Consider the following 18,649-nt stretch of genomic DNA (forward strand, 5'->3'; position numbering starts at 1 on the left):
GTGTACTCGGAGCCCCGCAAAAATCGGCGATTTCATTTTGAGTTCTTAGATCGCTTTTTAGACTCTCTAAAGCGTTTTGCCTCCGTGCGCAAAGTGCTGACGCTAAGGGTGTGTTCGAGAAGGCGGATTCTGGGGGCACAGCCGACATACTGCTCGTGCGCGCCGTGCGCACAAAATCTGCGCACGCCGAAGTGTGACTAGTCGAGATCATTGAGGAGATCTGGAGCCCTCACGAACATCCACTCGCCATCTTCACCCCAGATTGCCTCAGTGAGTTTCTCGTAGGTCCTGTTGTTTCGCTTGGGAGGTAGTTCGTCGATCCGACCAGCGTTTGCGAGGGCTCGGACAATATCCCATGCGACTGATAAATTGGGCACAATCCAGATTCTCTTCTCGACATCGAATCTGTTGAAGTCGTCGTAGTGTTTGACAATTAGTGAGGGATGGATGTTCGAGACTGCTTCTCCGATGACGACGGGATCTTCGCCGTCGTAGCCGACAGCGTCCGGCTTCACATCGGTCCCATGAAGTGGCACGTATCTCTTGACAAAATACTGATTATTGGGATCGCGCGCGAGTGATCGAGCGAATGCCTCGACCATCACCTTGTGGTAGGTCTTCTCGTTCACATCGCCCTGGTCTTCGCCGGTCGCGACTTTCGCTCCACACGCACGCTGACCGTCGCGAGTCACGGTGTAGTAGACTCGCAGACTCTCGGTCTGTTTCTCGAGATAGCCAAGGTCGATGAGTTTCTCCTCGTCTACCTCATCGAACTGACTCTTTATCCGCTCCATGGAGTCCACGACATCGTAGGCAGGGTGGTTGCCGTTGACTGTGGTGACGATCGCAGCGAGGAAGTGGCGTTCTTCAACTGTCAGATTCTCAGTTATGGCTGTTTGAGTTTCTCCGTCCTTTTCATCGACACTCTCAGTAGCGCTTTCGTCGGGGGTATCAGACGCATTAGGGCTGTCTGCATTGTCGACAGTTATTCCCCTCTCCTCATCGCTGTGTGCCTCGTTGTTTTCGGACGGGTCTTCGGCGTCGGGATCAACTCCACCGTAGAGGAAGTTGTCAACCCGATCTCCCAGATCTCTGTCTTTTTTTTCGCCTGCCTGTGGAACCCCACCATCGGTCTCGCTTTCATCGGTCGCTTCGCGCGGTGGATGACCTGACTCGAGGTCGTCTGCGGACACTCGACTAGCCTCTGACTCGGCCTGATCGTCGTGCCTGCCTGATCGGGGTCGCCCTCTTGTGTCGGGGGTATCTGGCCTTCCTGTGCCGAGTTGTGTCTGTGGGTTGGACTTGGTCTGTTTGTGTCCACTTTCTCCGTCTTCGTTGTCACCAGGCACCCCCACTTCGAAGTCATCTTGGGAGTCATTTTGACTACCGTTGATGCCGCGCCTGTGTTGTGTGGAGAGTTGCTCTCCGGAAGCGCCGGTGTTGCTCCCCGGGAGCAGGCAGTAGTCCCGCCGCGTTGCACGGGTGATCTCCGCCTTGATTTCGCTGAAGACATACCCCTGCTTCGACACGGTCTTATCGAATACGGGGTCGTCGGATTTGCTGTGACCCTCGGGAATATCGACGGGCTTCATCGTCACGATTTCAGGGATATCAGTCATGAAGCCGGTGTCAGGGAGTTGCGCGATCCACTTCCCGCGCGGGAACGACGTGATCCGATCGACGAGTTCCTCATCTTCGATGCCCTCGTGGAATAACGTCATCAAGAGCTCGTCGTCGACGGCGAGCTTGCCGATGAGTTTCGTATTGATATTCCGCAGTATTTCCTTGTACGAGGAGACGTCGAGGGCATCGCTCTTGACTTGCTCCGCGAAGTGAATGATGAATTCGAGGGAGAGCCCGAACTCACGCCCGTCAGGAATCATGTCGTCGCGCACCAGTTCGGACTGGAGCATTGCCGCGGCTTCGTCGATGATGATGTTGATAACGTATCCATCCTCAACCGGCGGGGTGTCCCCAACCCGATGACGGAGGCGAGCGCCCGACCAGATGTAGTCGAGCAGCAGGAAGGTGAACAGATCGCTTGAGGCGGGCCGGAGATCGCCCGTGTCGATGATGACCACCTTGTTCGAGGCGAGGATATCCTGTATATCGAACATCGGGGACTGATCGGCGTAGCAGCCCTTCTCGTCGTCCCATTCGGGAACGAAATTGAGGATACGCCAGATGAAATCTCGCTCGGCGAGCTTGGTGATACGGTTCATTACGGCGTCGATCGACGACTTGAACCGCTGCTTGTCGGCATGGAGATGTCGCGTGAGTGAGAGTTCGAGAGTCTCGTCGCTCACGCTGGGTATCTCTCCCTGTGCCCGTACCTTCTCGTCCTCGCTCCCTTTTTGCTGCATCTTGAAGGCAACCTGAAACAGGTCCTTGATCGGCCATGCGTCCCGGCCGTACACGGGATCGAACATCGCCTTGATCAGGTTATTGAGGATCTCCTGAGCGACGAACGCCTGTTGAGTCATTTCGCGGCCCAGCACGTACACGAGGAGTTCATTGTAGCGGTCGACTTTCTCTTGGACTGCGACCGTACGTGAGACGCCGGCGGCGAGTTGCGGACGGATGTCGAAGTACGGGAAGGCGAGCACCTCGTCGTTCGGCCCCGGAACGGGGATGTGGACGACGTCGTCGAGGTTGCCGAATTTCTTGAAGTGCGCTTTCTTGTACTCCTCTGCCATCGTCCCACCTTTCCGGTCGAAAACGAAAATGGGGCCGTCGAACGACTCGTAGGCCGACAGCGTATCGCTGATCATCGTCGTCGTCTTCCCGGCACCAGTCGTCGCTGCGCGGAGGATGTGGTGCGTTAGTTGTCCTGCATTGAGACGAATTGGAATATTTGGTCGGCTGTCGACGGCGGTCTCGGCATTCCCGATGTGCATTCCGGAGTCGTACTGCGAGAGCAGGTCCTCGTCTGTCGCTGTGAGTGGCGAACGAGCGTCGGGCGATCCACCCGATGATCCACGTGAGGCCCGCGGGAGGGCGCCTGTATGCGGGACGACGGCAAAGTTCGCGAGCTCGTCGGGAGAGGCACAGATGAGCGGATTACCTTTGCTGAAGCGTCCGGAGAGGCCGCTGGTGCTGGCCTGTCGTGTGTGGCACAGCCGGGTGAACTCTTTGTCGTTGTCCCCGAGAAGCTCGCCCTCGATGCCATAGTACGGTCCTGAGAGCGACGTGAAGGCGTTCGAGATGCTTTGGATAGTCTGTTCGTTACAAGCAGCTCGGAGTGTGAGGTCAAACGTTGTAGTCGGTTGTTTGCGGTCGATCTGTTCCATCCGCGACCCCGTAATCTTGTCATCCTCGCCGGTGCTGACGGACCCTCCGACCTGCTCGGAGATGTCACCACGGTGGAGGTTCTGGCGTTCTTGATCGGATGTTCCGAACGCCTGCCGCAAAAACTCGTTTTTGAACGCGGAGAGCGTTCCGTGGTTACCCATCTTGAGGTTCCGTTTGTGGTTTTCAGCCTCTCTAGTCCAATCAGAGCGTGGCTTGAAGATAGTCTGAAAGATGAATGGGTCGTCGGTGTGGACGGCCTGTTCAAGAAGCACGCTGAGGGGAGAGCGATACTGGTCGTCACGGTCGACAGACAAATTGCTGAACGGCCGGAGTAACGTCATCCAGTCGTCTTTTTTCGAGGAGATGCCCTTCCAGCGAACGAGCGAGGGACGGTTTTCCTCACTGACCTCTTCGGGACGGAGCGGAACGCCTTCCCTGTTGAGCTGCTCTTCGGCTTCTTTGGAGGAGGGTTCGTTTCCGCTCCCGATTTCTTCGTCAGTGAAGACCTCAGGGTCCTCGAAGCCGGCGAGGTTCTCGAGGTCGACAATGTCGTCGAGCGTCGCAATACGCCGCCCACCAACGCGGGCGTTCCCGTCTTCTGAGGCGAACGCTGCAACGGGATTGAATGGGACGATTTCGAACTCGAAGGATTCGGGATACATCGCGGCGACGTTCGCAGCGAGCGTCTTGAATGCGGTCGCCTCGTAAGGCGTCACTGAGATATAGAAGTCGAATCGCTTCGTGTTCCGCGGCTTGTGGATAATGAACTCGAAAGTCTTCTTATAGCTCTTGAGCCCGAGACGGGCTTTGAGATTGAATCGCGAGGTTCCCGTCACGCCTGCACGGTAGAATCCAAACAGTCCCTCGATGACGTTCCCGGGCGTGACTTGCTTGCGGGCGGGTGAGATATGGATATACGGCCGAGCTTCGACAGGATCGCTGAGTTTCTTTCCTGGCCCGGTCGTGCTCTTGCCTTCGTAGGAGGCGAGACGGTCCTCTGATTCTCCCTCCGCTTCGTCGTCAGTCCCGCTCTCTGTCGACGGGACGCGGTCACCCTCGGTTGATCCTTCCCGGCTCTGACCGGGGAACAACCGTTCGGTCGAATCTTCCGTTGATGTCGACGACATAGAGTTGATGCGGCCGTGGAGGGTGTCTTGCCCGTTGTCGTCCTTTTCGGAGTCTGGGGGCGAGGCAGTCATTATCCTCCGGCCTCCCCACGGGCAGACACACTCTGCCCTCTCCACTGTGCAATGGTCGGGACGCACTCCACCCGCTGGGTCATTCGCTTGGTTAGACGCGTAGTTGTAACGTTTGTTAGCATATTTGTACTATGTTATGTCTGTTAATTCAGTCGCTCCCGGCCTCTGGAATGCTCCCCCCAAAATAGAGCCCAATTGAACGTTCGGGCACGGGTGGAAGGGAGAGTACTCGTCCCGTATAGACGGCTTACGGGGTGGCGATCCACTCCAACACGGACACGAAGATCGTGACGCCGAAGTAGAACACGGTCATCGCTCCGCCACCGATCAGGAGCTTCATTCCGTTCTCGGCCCTATCGCTGTTCCTCCGGGCGGTGAACCACACGATTGCACCGAGGGAGAGCGCCACGAGGCCAGCGTACTTCAGCACAAGCAGGACCACGTCGTAGAGGTTGCTCATGATGTCTTCGAAGCCGGAAGGAGGCGCTGCCTGTGCGGCGACTGGATCGACGAACAGGACTAGGGCGAGGATTCCCACGACAAGTGGGGTGCTGTGCTTTCTCAGGAGTTGTTTTGTCCGGAGGATGCTCATTGTTACCCACCCGTACGAGGTGGGAGTTTGACATAAAGAAGAGCAGATTACATTGAATGTAGAGAATGTAAAACGCCGGTCTAAGGGTGTCAACGGGCGGGAATATGGGGGTTTTCACCGGAACAGTTATGCGTTAACCCGTAGCACGCCCTTTTATGGATCAGGAAAACACCCTCCTGTGTCTCCTTGTCCATAGGTGATTGTAGTGCCTAAAAACAACTCCAACCCTACCGCAGAAAACGACGGTGCCGAGTCCGAACCCGAGACGGCGATCAACGTTGCCCTCCACCCGCCGACGAAGACGCGGCTGACCGCCTACAAGAATAAAAACCCAATAAAAAACCTGTCGTACAACGAAGCGATTGAGAAAGTTCTCGATGAGATCGGCTTCCCGCCGGTTGAAGAAATCGAGAACCAGTACCTTCCGTCACTAGCGGGCGGGAGCTCCACTCAGTCAGAAGAAGAACGCTCTAACAACTCCGCCTGAGACGAGCGGCCCAGTCGCGGTACCACGTTCTCCTTCTTACGATGGTTCGATTCGTTTCTGACATCACACGGTCTTAGGGAGAGCTGGTCGTAGGGCGTCGTTTCAGATTGGTTCCTTGGGGTCGTAGTCTTCTTGCTTGCGGTCGCAATCTCCATCACAATCTCTTCTGGCGTCCGGCCGTTGTTCGTTGCCCGTCATAGCAAAATCCACGCGAAGACGTTGATTACGTTGCCTCCGATGCTTCCACCGATGAGAGTGAGCCCCATTACAATTCCACGTCGACCGCGAGACTCGGCGATCGAATCGCGGCTACCAAACGCCCACCACGTCACGCCGATGATGAACAGGACAAGGCCCAAGCTGTGGAGGACGATGCTGAGGGCGGTGGCGAACTGGAACAGATTGCTCGCGTGAGCGCCAGTCACGGCGCCGTAGGGCCACCCAGCAGGGAGGAACTTGCTACCCAGGATGAACACGAGGACATCGTAGATGACGTCGATAGCGACGATCGCCATGTAGCCGGCTCCGCCGCCAACGGCCACCCCCCGGAAGCGGGCCATTGCTTGAGGATTTTTGCCGTAACCCCACCAACCGATGGTACCGATGAGGAGCGCGATGAGGGTTCCGTAGCGCCCGATGATAGTCGCGATTTCGAGGAGTTTGATTGCGGGCTCGGTAAATCCACTAACCGCGCTCATCCTGAGTTCCCCTTGCTAGTGCGACGGCGCACCCACCACAAGGCAAAAACCCCGAGCGCGAGCCACTCAACGAAGATGAGGACATTGCTGATGGATGCCGAGATGTATTCCCCGACTGTGCCAACGGCCGCGAATTCGAGGGGTGAGGGCGGCAGGAGATAGAGAAGTTGGTCACCCTGGTAGTAGGGGTCGCTTGGTGACCAAAACACGTCGCCGCCGTAGCGAGCGCGGAGAACCGGTCCGTCCCATACGACCTTGGCACGGCCAGTACTGTCGGTCGTAACCGTTGCTGTCGTTCCATCATCTTGGGTGGCGGTGATTTTCTTATTCTTGACTGGGTCGCCACTGGTGTCCGTGAGAACGAGGACGCCCTCGTGATTCGCGCCGGTAGACGAGACATTAACATCGGTCATCTGGAGGGTGGTGGACTCGTATGGTTGGGTGGAGACTTTGATCTGGTCTTCGCCGCTGACTCTCTTCCCGTTGAGAAGAGCACCGAACGGACTCGACCCCGTGGCGGTGGCAGTTTCACCTGTGTCGAGGTCACTTGATCTGACGTCTATGACGTGCTGTGTGTAGAGGTCGGTTGGCTGATCGTTATCAGGGTCGTTGACGTTGGCCGGAAGTGGTGCTCCCGGGAGCGTCGTCGAAAGTTGACTGTCGACAGAACGGGTGTATCCCCATAGTTGATTGGCGTCGTCCTGTTGTGGGAAGGCGGCGGTGACGTTGGCGACGCCTGTCTCGTAGCGGTAGATGGCAGGCCACCGATCGCCGTAGGTGTGCGTTGAGTTGTAGGTGGTCGAACCACCTCCAGTGCTAACTTCGACCTCGTCGTTGCGAGAGACACCGTAGAACCGCCACGGGGAGATGATCTCGATTGTCTTGTCGCCAATGTCGATGCTGATCTTCCTCCAGGGGTCGCTCGGGAAGTCCTGGTTGCCCTTCCACCTCACGACGAGGCGGTCGTGACCTGCCCCGTCGATATGGGCGACGTCGATCTCGAGATTTGGAGAATTCCAGTCCGTGATGGTGACCGGGACGCTGTATGTTGTCGTGTGAGTGTTGGTGCTCACGCTTGCTTGCGACCACGCACTGCATTTCGAGCTGCTGACGCCCCACCGAGTCCTGACTTCAGTGGTAACTTCAAGAGTCGCTGTCAGGGTGTAGTCCCCTCGAGGATATTCGAGATTGTCACTCGAGAGAGCTTCAATCGCGATCCAGGTTGTCTTGCCGAATCGGTTCCATTCAGAGTCGCCGGTGAATCCGGGACGATCGAGTCTGACGGACGTAACGTTCGCCGTCGAATTGAGGAGATTGTATTTGGCCCACTCGGTCTTCGAGTACGTGTGAGAGTGGCTACTGCCACCACCGTGTGAGTGCGATATCGTACACGTGGAGCTGCGACTGAAATCCGGAGGGGCCTCGGCTCGGTGATCGTAGGGAATGTACGCACCCCGGGTGGGGGTTGACCCAGAAACGTATCTATCACGATACCAGGCACCACCAAAGAGGTCGTTCATTCCGACCCATGCCTTACGAACGGTGTTGAAGTTGCCCTGGCCCCACTTTTGTGACATGCTCGCGCCGCTCGAGGTGGGGTAAAGCTCTCCACCGTTCATTTTGGGGATGGCGATTCGATCTGAGTCCTGTGCGTATTTCGTGTATTGTTCGGCCGCGTGGAGGTTCCGAAAGATGGTGCTCTCATGTCTGGCTTGATGAACTAGGGCGTCGTCAGGGTTCGAGACGTAGAGCTCCTCGGCGGTTGGATCCCATTCCACGTCGGCGTTGTAGACGGGTCGCCACTCTCCGTACTGGTTGGTGACACGTACGAACCAATTACCGTCGTTGCTCTTTGGCCCGTCGTAGGTGTTGTTAGAGTGTACGTTGATGATCTGCGTGTCCGAGTAGAGAGGGATACTGGAGTAGGATTCCCACTCATCTTTGATCGGAATCGCGCTGTAACCGGAGAGATCCGTGATGTAGGTGTCGGCTGTTGTGGAATATCGAAGCGATTGCGAGGGTGACAGTGTATCCTGTCCGATGTCGACCGGGTAAGCCGGGTAGTCGGTTCCGTAGTAGCCGGAGTAAGTGATATCTTCGGGATCGACATCTACGTCATTGTTCGCGAGGACGCGATAGGTTTCGTCGTAGCTCTTATCAACGCCAGGCTCGGGGCTCGGAATGTCATAGATCGGGTCAAGACCGGCAGCAAAGACAACGGTGACAGGTGCGATCAGGAGGCTGGTCGCCATGAGAACGGTCACGAAAATACGGAATCCCTGTGACTGGCCCTGGAGAGCGTTCGCAATCGGCTCCGTCAGTCCATTGGCCGGACTGGTGAGTTTCGGTGCACGCGCGGTGAAGGCGGCGGCAACACGTCCTCTGAGTGTATCTGTCCAGCTGTCCCTGTGTGTCGATTCAGTTTCCCCATCCCGCTGTGAATCAGCCTGAGAGGACATACTGAATCAGGTTGATGAAGAGCGAAAACGCGGCCCCGATGATTGCGAGGACGACCCCGGTTGTTACCATCACGAATCCGCGCCGGCGATTGTTGATGGACGGACTGATGAAGTACGCCATACCGCCGACGACGAGCGTAATAAGACCCGTCCACCAGATTGCCCTCCCGACCCACCCAGGGAGGGTAATAGCGGCCTTCAGATCGGAAATAAGCGAACTGAGGTCAGGACCGCTCTGAAGCGCGATAATTGACGCTTGCTGTGTGTAGATATTGGTATGCAGGAGGGCGGTATCGACGATTGAATACAGGATGTGGCCGTGGAGTACACGCGTGAGCGTGGAGATGCCTCGATAGTCCCCAAGGGGCACGACCGGGCCGGTGCTAGCTCGAATGTACGGGCCTATTACGTGGGCAGTATCAGGACTTGCCGACAGCGCTCCACTGACGAGGATGCGCCAGTGGAGAAGCACTTCAATGGCCTCTGGTTGGAGGATGTTCATGGGATAGCATTCGTCGCCAGCAGTTCTGACGACGCTTGGAGTGGCTAACCCGAGGCAGTCTGCGACCAAATATACTCTTTGTCTACATCCACCCCAGCCGCTACATCTGCCACATTTGTTGTAAACTTGAAAGTTCCTTAACCATCTACTGCTTATTCCGGTTGATGGCAAGTCCTGCTGAACTCTGGTCACTCATCGGTGGACCGAGCGGCCGCTCGCTGCTCCGAGACGAGCCCGACTCGCTCGCACGTATCGTCACGTGTGAGTATGACTGCGTTCGCCCGGTGAGCGTCGAGCAGGACCCCGTCCACTGCTTGGAAATGTTAGCACCCTCCCATGCCTGAAATACAAGTCGACTGGCACTCTCGGAAAGAGGCTGACCGCCTACGCGATCTCCGTGATCGGCACGGGATGATCTGGCGCGGCGTCCTTCTCGAGGGAGCCAAACACGCAGAGAGCATAGATCTCCTCAAGGCCCTCGTTGAGTTACACCCGGCACTCGCACACTCGCGACCGGGAGACCACACTGGGGTTTCGGCCGAGCGAACGAACGTCACTGAGCAACTACACGAGCAGGTCCGCGAACGGCAACATGCCCGCTCAACAACCGAACTCCCACCGTCTACGTTCACCGATGCGGGCATGGCCGCCAGCACGAACGGCAGTCGTGCCGATGACGGCGAGACTGACCGTGATGATGAGGGTAGAGAGAGTGTCGACGTGAGCGCTGCTGTCGCTCAGATACGGGAGAACCGCACCCCTCGTACCAACCATGCACAGCAGTCGGTTGCGGCCGAACGCACTCGGACGAGAGAGTACCGACGCTGGGATGCTCAAGCGGCACAGGCCGCCGAAGCCGGAGAAGCACTTCATCCCGCGGACGCACACGACGATGTCGAAGATGTGCTTCGACACCCCGATGACCACGATGAGTGGGATGTCGTCGACCCGCGCTATGATTACGACGACTACGCCCGCGAATTTGACGGTGATTTCCGATGACTGGGACGACGAGCCCCTCGGATTACAATACGCGAATCAATATCCAATCTCAAGAGGAGTACGAGTGGTTGGATTCGGTTCGGAAAGGTCTCGGGCTGACCTGGCGTGGAATGATGCTGAAAGCCGAACAGCGACTTCTCGCTGCTGAACGAACCTGGCCGCCGACAATCCGCACCCAAGATGTCGTTCCGGCCCCTGCTCAATCGAACGCCGACATCGAGGCGGAACACCGGGCCGAGGCAGCTACCGAACCCGAGGCTGAGAGTGACGGTGACGCCGAAACCACGGAGGTGACGAGATGAGCCAGGACATTCCGGTTGCATCTCATCTTCTTGCCTCGAAGATGTTCGGCGTCTCAGCTCGGAAACTGGCTGAGTCGATGGGGCCGCCCCTTGTCGTCCCGCTCATTCTCTACACCATCGGCCTCCCACTACAGGTGACGATCCCGTTAGTGTTCGTCGGATTCCTAGTGGGACTGTTCATTTATAGCCGTACTCCACCGGGACAGCGTCCTCTACAATACGCCGGGGCGATGGCACGTCATCTGCGCGGGCGGACGAACTACGTCTGGAAGCCTCCAGAGCCAGCTCCGGGCGATCTCGCGTATCACGAACCCTTCGAGGCATGGATCACGGGACGTCCAGAGCCAGTCGTCGCTGACGAGGACGACGACCCTGACGCGGATTGGCCGATCGCGACGCATAGAGGACACACCAATGACTGAATACGAAGACGCCGGTTCGACGCTGGACCTCATGGATTTCAAAAACGTCCGTGATGGGGGCGTCGTGGAGACGCCTACCACCTATGCAATGCTGCTCAAAATCCAGCCCCGTGAGTGGCTGATCCTCTCTGAGGAGCATAAAGAAAGCCTCTATCTGTCGTTCATAACGTTCCTGCGCGGGATACAATTCCCGGTACAGTTCCTCTCGATGACGGCAGCATACGATCCCGAGCCCTACCTCAGGAAGTTCGACGAAGCCGAAAGTATGCTCATCAACTCGGGTGATGATGAGGAAGGCGACGACGCGCTGGGCGAGCTACCGCTGCTCGACTACGGTCGAAAGTACCACACTAACTGGCTTCGGGGCGTCGTCGATGTCGCGGAGATTCGCGATCGTGACTTCTACGTCGCGGTCGCAGTCGCAAAGGACGAGGAAGCCGACGATGGCCTCAAGACACAGATTCAGGCGCTCCTGCCCGGCGGGAACAACCTCGAGGTCGAAAACGAACCCGAGTATATTGAGGAAGTGAAGGCCCGCGCCCAGCGCGTGGCGTCGAAGCTCCCTCAGACGCAGGTGAAAGCCGAGATTCTGGACACTCGCCCGGTTGTCCTTGAGGTCCTCTACGAAGTCTACCACGGTGAGAAGCCGCCCATCTCGTTCGAGCAGGGTAGCTTCTCACGCCCACACGAGGAGGTACAGAAGGTTGCTGACGCGACCTATACTCCCGAAGAAGTGGCACAGGCAGAGGCGAATGAGGATGGTGGCTACGGGTTCGACCGCGCTTCTGACGACCATCCCGAAATCGAATATGGACGGGGTACCGAACCGGGTGACGGACTGTTGGCGGCGGTCGGTGACGGTGGGTACGCACACCCGGACACTGTCGATCGCGTCTCTGGGTCGCGTATCCTGAGCTGGTACGCCCGGAACATCGGACCGATCGGATACGGTTCGCTCCCAGTCGTCCCGCGAGCGGTCTATGCGGGCGTGCTCTTGGGCCTCCTAAGCCTGATGCTCAGTGTGGGGGCGCTCGGCACGTTCCTCTGGTCAATGGAAATCACCGAACGTGGTACGGATACGTACTGGCTGTCTCGGACCGTGTCGTTCGCGACGGCTGCGGCGAGTCTGCCTGGATTTGTGCTGAGTCTCGTCGTGTTGTTTCCTTCGGAGCGAAGGACCAAGGGCCTCGCAGTGGCCGGCCTCGCAGCGGCAGGCTACGCGCTCACTCTGTTCGTTGGGGCCTATCCCCAAGACTGGGACTCGAATCCCGCCGTGACCACGTTCACGATTGAGGTGTACGCGTTGGGCATCTTAGCACTGCTCGTCGCTGTCGTCCTCGCGGTACGTTCGCGACAGAAAATGGACCTCTCGAATCTAGCAGTTACATCCGATCCCGACGCGTCTGATGTGGCGACTGACGGTGGGGCCACAGGTACTCCTGCCACCCCCACCTGCGACTCCGACGATTCCGACGACTCTGACGACTCCGATATAGAGGCCCCTGACGCCGACACTGGCGCTGATTCCACGGCCCCCGGCACGACTGAAGACGAGACTGAGAAACCAACATGAACCCCATCAAGAAACTTCTTGGAAAGAACGACTCTGAGGAAGACGAATTTGAACGCATCCCGATTGACGACCTCTCTGGCGAGGAAACACAGGTCGCACTCGAATACTTAGAACTCCTCGATCGGGAAGCCACCCGGAAGAACATCGAGTGGGCAGCCTACCAGCTCCAGGCCGACGAAGTCCCGCTCGTCTCCCCTATCGAATCTCTCGAAGAGCGAGAGACGCTTGATAAGAAGTTGGTCGCGCCCCGAGCAATGGAGCGCCATCCCGAGTTCCAGGTCCGCGAAGAGAAGATCACGCAAATCATGACCGTTACGGGCTTCCCTCGGAAGGTCAACCTCGGATGGCTCGTCCCGCTCACGATTGCGGACGTGAATCTCCGTCTCTCGCTACACATTACACCACGAGATCCGGCAAAGACACGTAAACAACTCCAGCGCCGCTACACGCAGACCACGACGGCACTCACGCTCAAGTCCCGAAAGGGTCGGACGGATACCCATCAGGATGAATTAGAGCGCGAGGACCTCCTGCGGATTCTCCAAGACGTGATTCGCGGGACAACGAAGGTCTTTGACATCGCCATCTACATCGAACTCGTCGCGGACTCGCACGAGGAACTCGAGGCGATGCGCGAACGCGTCGACACCATTCTCGCGGAACAGGACGTCGAGACGACGGTACTGCACCACCAGCAGGTGGAGGGCAACGGGACTATTGTTCCTCTTGCGACGGACACAATCAAGAACGTCCATCCTATCCAGCTTGAGGCACTCGGAACACTGTTCAATCTCGTTGAGCCGCCGATCTACGACGAAGACGGCATTATGATGGGATTCGACGACACATCCCGCCCGGTTATCCTTGACCGCTACGCCCACTCTGGGTTCGGGATGACCATCTCGGGGAAGACTGGTGTTGGGAAATCCTACGCTAGGAAGCTCGAGATCTACCGCCGACTGCTGGCCGACCCTACGGTACAGTGCATTCTGTTCGACCCGGCGGGCGATGACTACCCACAGTTCGCGAAAAAACTGGGTGGCGAGGTCATCCGCTTTGGTGGGTCGCAGAAGGTGAATCCGATGGACATCTCAGCTCCAACGGGCGAGATCGGTGCGTCCGAGGATACCTACCCGCTCACGGTGCGGTCTGTCGTTGAGATGATGAACACCCACTACGAAGACCGAGGCGGGCTCCCCGCTGCCGAAGAGGGCATGCTCATTCAGGCGACGCACTACGCGTACCTCTCGAAAGGCATCATCCTTGGCGAGTACGACACGTACGCGAACGAACCACCCGTCATCGACCGCCTCATTGAGGGTGTAGAAATTATCACAGAGGGAGGCTTCATGGAGGCACTCGACTCGGGCCTCGTCGACGAGGCGATGTTCGAGCATTTCCAGGGGTTGGATGTTCTTGACGAGGAGGGCAACCCCATCACGGAGACGTACATTTCAGTGCCGATGGCAGTGTTCCAGCCATCGGAGAAACATCAGGAGGTCGCGGAAGCCTTAGAACCGAAGTTCGAGTCTTTCAAGCCGGGTGGAATCAACGCGAACCTGAACGGCCAAACGAACCTCGAACTGAACTCGCGGCTCGTCGTGATGGATATGAGTTCGTTTGCGGACACCGGCGAGATGCCCCTGATTTTGCACGCGATGCTTCAGTGGGCGTATCTCGAGGCCAAGCGGTCGCCGGATCGTTTCGACGTGACCTTCGACGAGGCCCACTACCTCTTGGGGCGGGAGTCCACACGGGACCTAATTAACCTATTCATCAGGCACGCACGCCACTACGACGCGGGCCTCACCCTGATGAGTCAGACCGCTCACGAGTTCCTACGGACTGACGCTCGCCGTGAAATCTACGAGAACTGTGACATCAAGCTCCTGTTCTACGCCCAGTCGGTGGCAGACGCGACAAAGGAGTACTTCGATCTTTCACCGGCAGAGGTGAAGTACCTCCAATCGGCCCCACGTGGACAGAACTCCGGGTACTCCGGGTGTCTGCTGTCGACGACAAAACATGGGCGACGCCGTCTCGAGATCCATTCTGGTGACTTCGAGCACTACATGATCGACGACGATCTCGACCCGTGGGACTACATTGAGGAAATTGAGGGATCGATGCGCCCCGATGACACTGATTCCGATGTGGACCTCGATCTCGAGATGTCGGAAATGCCTGCGGTGTCGAACCGTGAGCTGGACATGGAGCTGTCAAGCGAATTTGCACAAGCCCGGACGACACAAGAGCAGTCCGAGAGTATCACTGACGACGACACGACGAACTCCTTGACATCCGGCTCTGGTGACCGTTGATGGCGATGCCGATACCGGTCGAACCGCTTCTGCTGATGACGTTTGTCCGCCTCCAACTCGGGCTGGGTGACCTTCCTGAGGCGATAGCGGAGGCGCTCTTTGGGTGGATCGCGGACACGGCCGACGCGATTGCGACCGAACTATCGACGGCACTGACGGACGAACTCATCAAGGGTCTGCTGAAGGTCCCGAACCCGTATGACTCAGCGACGGCGGGCAACGCGTGGACTGGAATGTTCGAGATATCGCTCGTCTTGCTTCCGATAATGATCGCGCTCGCGCTCATCGCGTGGCCGTTCAGCGAAGACCGTGAATCCGGGTTGTTGGATCTCGTCGTCCGTGTCGTGATGATCTTGCTGTTTATTGGCATCTCCCAGCCTGCATGGGGGTTCGCGATTGATGCGACAAACGCTGTAACGGTTGCCATCTTGAACCTTGACCCGGGTAGTGGTGTCAATTATGGGTACGAGAACGGGCTTGTTGGAGCTTCCACCACATTCGGTGTGTGGGTGCTGAAGTTCGTCGTCTCGATAGTCGCCGCGATTCTCGCAATCCTAGCACTGTTACTGTCGATATTCTTCCTGCTCCTGCGCTGGTTCATGATCTGGATGGCCTACATCGGGACTCCGTTCTTCGCGGTTGTCTGGTTCGCAGGGCGCGGCCCGCTGAAGTCCGTCGGCAGCGTCGGCGCGACGTTCATGCGGATGGGTGTGTTTTCCCTGTTAGCTGGCCCTGTAATCGCCGTTATTGTGCTGACGTTCCAGGTCATTGAGCATGGCGCGATTCTCCAGACCGCAAAGAGTGGCATTATTGGGAATATTGGCCTTGTGTTCGCTGAACTTGCGCTAATGCTTCTCTTCCCAGTCCTGCTCATCGTGACGATCTGGAAGCTCATTTCGTGGGCCGGCCAGCCCATCGGGGCTGGTGAAGCCGCTTCGGTCGCGACATTGGCTGTCACGGCGGCCGTCGGTGGCGCCGTTGTCGGTGCAGCAGGCGGCAGTGCGTCCGCGGCCGGCAGTGCAGCAGGCGGTAGCGGCGGTAGTGGCGCCGCGGCCGGTGGAACTGCTGGTGGTGCATCGGGCGGTAGCGCGTCTGCGTCTGCCTCCGGTGCCGGCGCTGGAGGCGCCGGAAGTGCGAACGTAGGCGCTGGCGGGTCGGGCTTAGCAAGCCGGATGACGACCCGAGCGAAGGGTATGGTAGGGAATACAAAAAAGACCGCTGGCAAGAAGGCAGCCCAGCGGTTCGACCACGCCGGGACAACGAAGAAGCTCAATGAGGCCAGGTCCTCTCTGAACGAGGCGCAACAGGGGGAACAGGCGGCCGGTTCGCAGGTCAAGTTCATTCAGAACTCGATGGCGTCGCGCGACATGGATATGGCCGAGGCAAAAGAGCAGGGATTCCTTGATGCCGAGCCCGTGGAAGGACAGACGCCAAAATTCAAGACCGACCCCGACACGAATGACGTGAAGATGAGTTACGTGGGCACGGACGGGGCCCCTCGCGCCGTTAACCTCACACAGAAGTACAAGTCTGCGAAGGCTGAGCAGCGCGATGCCGGTCAGCGTGTCAAGGAAGCACAGTCGCAGGTTGACGCGACGTCGGTCCGGAAGCGCCGAGCCGACATGGGTAAGACTGTGGGCAAAGCTGGCGTCAAGGCCGGGGCGTTCACGACGAGGACCGGCGTGGCCGCAATGACCGGTGGTGTCGGTGGGAACTCGTATCTCGCACACTCTATGGGTCGTCGGTCATCTCAGCCGATGATCACTTCGGAGTTCGGCCGGGCATCTGGCGGGAAGGCGTCCAAGCCCAACGAAATGGCTGATGAAGGTAATAACGACGACGGCGGAGGGCTGTAGCTTTAGCCCGCCGCTGGTTGTTTTGGAATGGATGTGTAGGACGTAAGCGACTTTGTCTTCATGTCCGAATCGTTTGGGTGTCTTAGACCCTTGTAAACAGCCTGCTGACGATCTGCTGACCGCACGCAGGCTTATATACTACCACGGGATATAATATATGAGTCACTCTGTTCAAATGTGAATTTCACACGGTTCACAGGCGTCTTCACTCGAAAAACGCCGAATCAACAATCGACCTCCCCACCCAAACAACGCACGACATCGCCGAAATCAACACATGTCACTATCCGCTGCCACAACTGCCTACATCGCTGCCGACGTCGTCTACGGACTCGTTCGAAAGCGTGACGGCTTTCCCACCTACGGTCGGCTTGGCCGCCTCATCGAAGCCTCGCTTATCACGGCTGTCGTAATGGGCTGGGCGTGGGCGGTCGCACCACTCGTCCTCGATCCCTTTTGGACGGGCGTCGCGGGACTTGCGGTGTACGGCCTGCTGTTCATCCCCGGATTCGCCGCCCTTTGGCTCCTCAAGCGACCGCTGTACCCCCCGCTCGGGGTGAGCGGATTGCTGTTTTTCGTCATAGCGCTCTTGCTCGTTGGGGTGAACGCTTTCCTCCCGAGCACGCCCGGCGACGCCTACTCGGACGCGCTCACGGTTCCGCTTATCACGGGGAATGTACTCGCCGTCATCGCCGGAACGTACGTTGCGACCACGCTGACGGACAAGCGGCGAAACGATCAGGAGAATGAGCGTGAGCGAGCACGAATCCCCTCCGGTCCAACTTCTCCCTCCTCGACCCGGAACACGAACATGGACAGGGATCCCAGTCCAAGCAGTCACGAGGTGAACGATGCTGTCGTCGCCCAGGACGTGTCTACCGACGGAACGCCGGGGACTCATTCCTTGACCGGGAGTAGCCCGTCCGAGGTACAGTTACGGAACTTGACGTACGACTGGCAGCATTCATCGGTGAGGTTCGAAGATATCGGCGGCTACGATGACGTGAAGGCCGATCTCGAACGCCGTGTTCTCGAGCCCCTCCTGGCGCATCGCGATGGGGATGACCGCTTCTCGCGGTTCAGTGTCGAACCTGAGAGCGGCATCATGTTGTATGGCCCGCCGGGAACGGGAAAGACGATGTTCGCGAGGGCGCTCGCTGGCGAACTCACTGTCCCGTTCGTCGAGCTCTCTCCAGCGGACGTGACGTCGATGTGGATCAACGAGAGCACTGACCGGGTAAAGACGCTGTTTGACGAGGCAAAACAGATTGGGCCGTGTGTCATCTTCCTCGACGAAGCCGAACACCTGTTCGGAGCGCGCGAATACTCAGGGAAGGGTTCGCATGCTGAGGACCGGAAGGTGACCAGCGAATTTCTCGCGCAGCTCACTCACGAGGACCGTGAGGCTATCGTGGTTGCGGCGACGAACCGACCGGGTGATATCGACCGGGCGATCCTTCGACCGGGACGGTTGGCTGCACACTTTGAGATTTGCCTCCCGGACAAGGAAGCCCGTACCGCTATCCTCCGGACGCATTTGACCGATGTGCCGTCGTCGCTCTCGGATGCCGAGTACGCGAATCTCGCGACGCATACGGCTGGGATGACGGGAGCGGATCTCGCTGACCTCGTCGACGAGGCCCGACGGAACGCGGCTGACCGCGATGCTCGCGTTTTGACTCGTGACGACTTCCCATCGACTGAGGACCTCCAAGCAATAGCGACAGAGCTGGAACCCGAGACGGACGATCTCCCGACCGTCGACGACGGGGATAACGACGAGGACGACCCTCGAGGTCGGGATGTCGCCGTCCGTTCGAAGGCAGATGATGACGGCGGGTCCGACGACTCGGCCATCGGCTACCAGTAGAAGCGCTTCTCACCCATCGGTCCTCTCCACTTCATCCCGTACTGCCCGGACCTCACAGCGTGAACGTGACCTCGC

12 protein-coding genes are annotated in these 18,649 nt (G+C 58.1%); 7 read left to right on the forward strand and 5 right to left on the reverse strand.

Features of this window, described 5'->3' with window-relative positions; genetic code table 11:
- Window positions 1-197: 197 nt before the first annotated feature.
- Complete coding sequence (locus tag DU484_RS18785; RefSeq protein WP_114606863.1) at window positions 198-4,490, reverse strand: helicase HerA domain-containing protein; 4,293 nt, start codon at window positions 4,488-4,490, stop codon at window positions 198-200.
- Window positions 4,491-4,737: 247 nt separating this feature from the next.
- On the reverse strand, window positions 4,738-5,082 hold the full coding sequence (locus DU484_RS18790) for a hypothetical protein (protein ID WP_114606864.1): 345 nt from the start codon (window positions 5,080-5,082) through the stop codon (window positions 4,738-4,740).
- A gap of 205 nt (window positions 5,083-5,287) precedes the next feature.
- On the opposite strand from DU484_RS18790, the gene DU484_RS19755 reads away from it, so the two are divergent.
- Window positions 5,288-5,569 (forward strand): hypothetical protein, encoded by a 282-nt coding sequence (locus DU484_RS19755; protein ID WP_157969615.1) that lies wholly within the window; start codon window positions 5,288-5,290, stop codon window positions 5,567-5,569.
- A 194-nt stretch (window positions 5,570-5,763) separates the two neighbouring features.
- Here DU484_RS19755 and DU484_RS18795 read toward each other — a convergent pair whose 3' ends face one another.
- From DU484_RS18795 to DU484_RS18805, 3 genes are all read right to left on the reverse strand, one after another.
- On the reverse strand, window positions 5,764-6,267 hold the full coding sequence (locus DU484_RS18795; RefSeq protein WP_114606865.1) for a hypothetical protein: 504 nt from the start codon (window positions 6,265-6,267) through the stop codon (window positions 5,764-5,766).
- Window positions 6,264-8,531: a hypothetical protein gene (locus DU484_RS20540; protein ID WP_262342930.1), complete on the reverse strand. Its 2,268-nt coding sequence runs from the start codon at window positions 8,529-8,531 to the stop codon at window positions 6,264-6,266. The genes DU484_RS18795 and DU484_RS20540 overlap by 4 nt, the downstream gene beginning before the upstream one ends.
- A gap of 178 nt (window positions 8,532-8,709) precedes the next feature.
- Window positions 8,710-9,228, reverse strand: coding sequence for a hypothetical protein (locus tag DU484_RS18805; protein ID WP_114606866.1), 519 nt, complete (start codon window positions 9,226-9,228; stop codon window positions 8,710-8,712).
- A gap of 336 nt (window positions 9,229-9,564) precedes the next feature.
- Here DU484_RS18805 and DU484_RS19760 point away from each other — a divergent pair, with 336 nt between their 5' ends.
- From DU484_RS19760 to DU484_RS18835, 6 genes are all read left to right on the forward strand, one after another.
- On the forward strand, window positions 9,565-10,230 hold the full coding sequence (locus DU484_RS19760; protein WP_157969616.1) for a hypothetical protein: 666 nt from the start codon (window positions 9,565-9,567) through the stop codon (window positions 10,228-10,230).
- A 298-nt stretch (window positions 10,231-10,528) separates the two neighbouring features.
- Window positions 10,529-10,954, forward strand: a complete 426-nt coding sequence (locus tag DU484_RS19765; protein ID WP_157969617.1) for a hypothetical protein — start codon at window positions 10,529-10,531, stop codon at window positions 10,952-10,954.
- Window positions 10,947-12,527 (forward strand): DUF7139 domain-containing protein, encoded by a 1,581-nt coding sequence (locus DU484_RS18820; protein ID WP_114606869.1) that lies wholly within the window; start codon window positions 10,947-10,949, stop codon window positions 12,525-12,527. Before DU484_RS19765 ends, DU484_RS18820 begins: the two co-directional genes overlap by 8 nt.
- Entirely contained in the window at window positions 12,524-14,848 is a 2,325-nt protein-coding gene (locus tag DU484_RS18825) for a VirB4 family type IV secretion system protein (protein WP_187347825.1), read from the forward strand. Before DU484_RS18820 ends, DU484_RS18825 begins: the two co-directional genes overlap by 4 nt.
- Window positions 14,848-16,704: a hypothetical protein gene (locus DU484_RS18830; RefSeq protein WP_114606870.1), complete on the forward strand. Its 1,857-nt coding sequence runs from the start codon at window positions 14,848-14,850 to the stop codon at window positions 16,702-16,704. Before DU484_RS18825 ends, DU484_RS18830 begins: the two co-directional genes overlap by 1 nt.
- A gap of 277 nt (window positions 16,705-16,981) precedes the next feature.
- On the forward strand, window positions 16,982-18,574 hold the full coding sequence (locus DU484_RS18835; RefSeq protein WP_114606871.1) for an ATP-binding protein: 1,593 nt from the start codon (window positions 16,982-16,984) through the stop codon (window positions 18,572-18,574).
- The last annotated feature ends 75 nt before the right edge of the window (window positions 18,575-18,649 follow it).

Source organism: Haloplanus rubicundus, from assembly GCF_003342675.1.
In the GTDB taxonomy this organism is placed as follows: Archaea; Halobacteriota; Halobacteria; order Halobacteriales; family Haloferacaceae; genus Haloplanus; species Haloplanus rubicundus.

Excerpts from the sequence above, each read along its gene's own strand:
- DU484_RS18785 (WP_114606863.1), bottom strand. The coding sequence starts at position 4,490 with ATGACTGCCTCGCCCCCAGACTCCGAAAAGGACGACAACGGGCAAGAC.
- DU484_RS18790 (WP_114606864.1), bottom strand. The coding sequence starts at position 5,082 with ATGAGCATCCTCCGGACAAAACAACTCCTGAGAAAGCACAGCACCCCA.
- DU484_RS18795 (WP_114606865.1), bottom strand. The coding sequence starts at position 6,267 with ATGAGCGCGGTTAGTGGATTTACCGAGCCCGCAATCAAACTCCTCGAA.
- DU484_RS18805 (WP_114606866.1), bottom strand. The coding sequence starts at position 9,228 with ATGAACATCCTCCAACCAGAGGCCATTGAAGTGCTTCTCCACTGGCGC.
- DU484_RS19760 (WP_157969616.1), top strand. The coding sequence starts at position 9,565 with ATGCCTGAAATACAAGTCGACTGGCACTCTCGGAAAGAGGCTGACCGC.
- DU484_RS19765 (WP_157969617.1), top strand. The coding sequence starts at position 10,529 with ATGAGCCAGGACATTCCGGTTGCATCTCATCTTCTTGCCTCGAAGATG.
- DU484_RS18820 (WP_114606869.1), top strand. The coding sequence starts at position 10,947 with ATGACTGAATACGAAGACGCCGGTTCGACGCTGGACCTCATGGATTTC.
- DU484_RS18825 (WP_187347825.1), top strand. The coding sequence starts at position 12,524 with ATGAACCCCATCAAGAAACTTCTTGGAAAGAACGACTCTGAGGAAGAC.
- DU484_RS18830 (WP_114606870.1), top strand. The coding sequence starts at position 14,848 with ATGGCGATGCCGATACCGGTCGAACCGCTTCTGCTGATGACGTTTGTC.
- DU484_RS18835 (WP_114606871.1), top strand. The coding sequence starts at position 16,982 with ATGTCACTATCCGCTGCCACAACTGCCTACATCGCTGCCGACGTCGTC.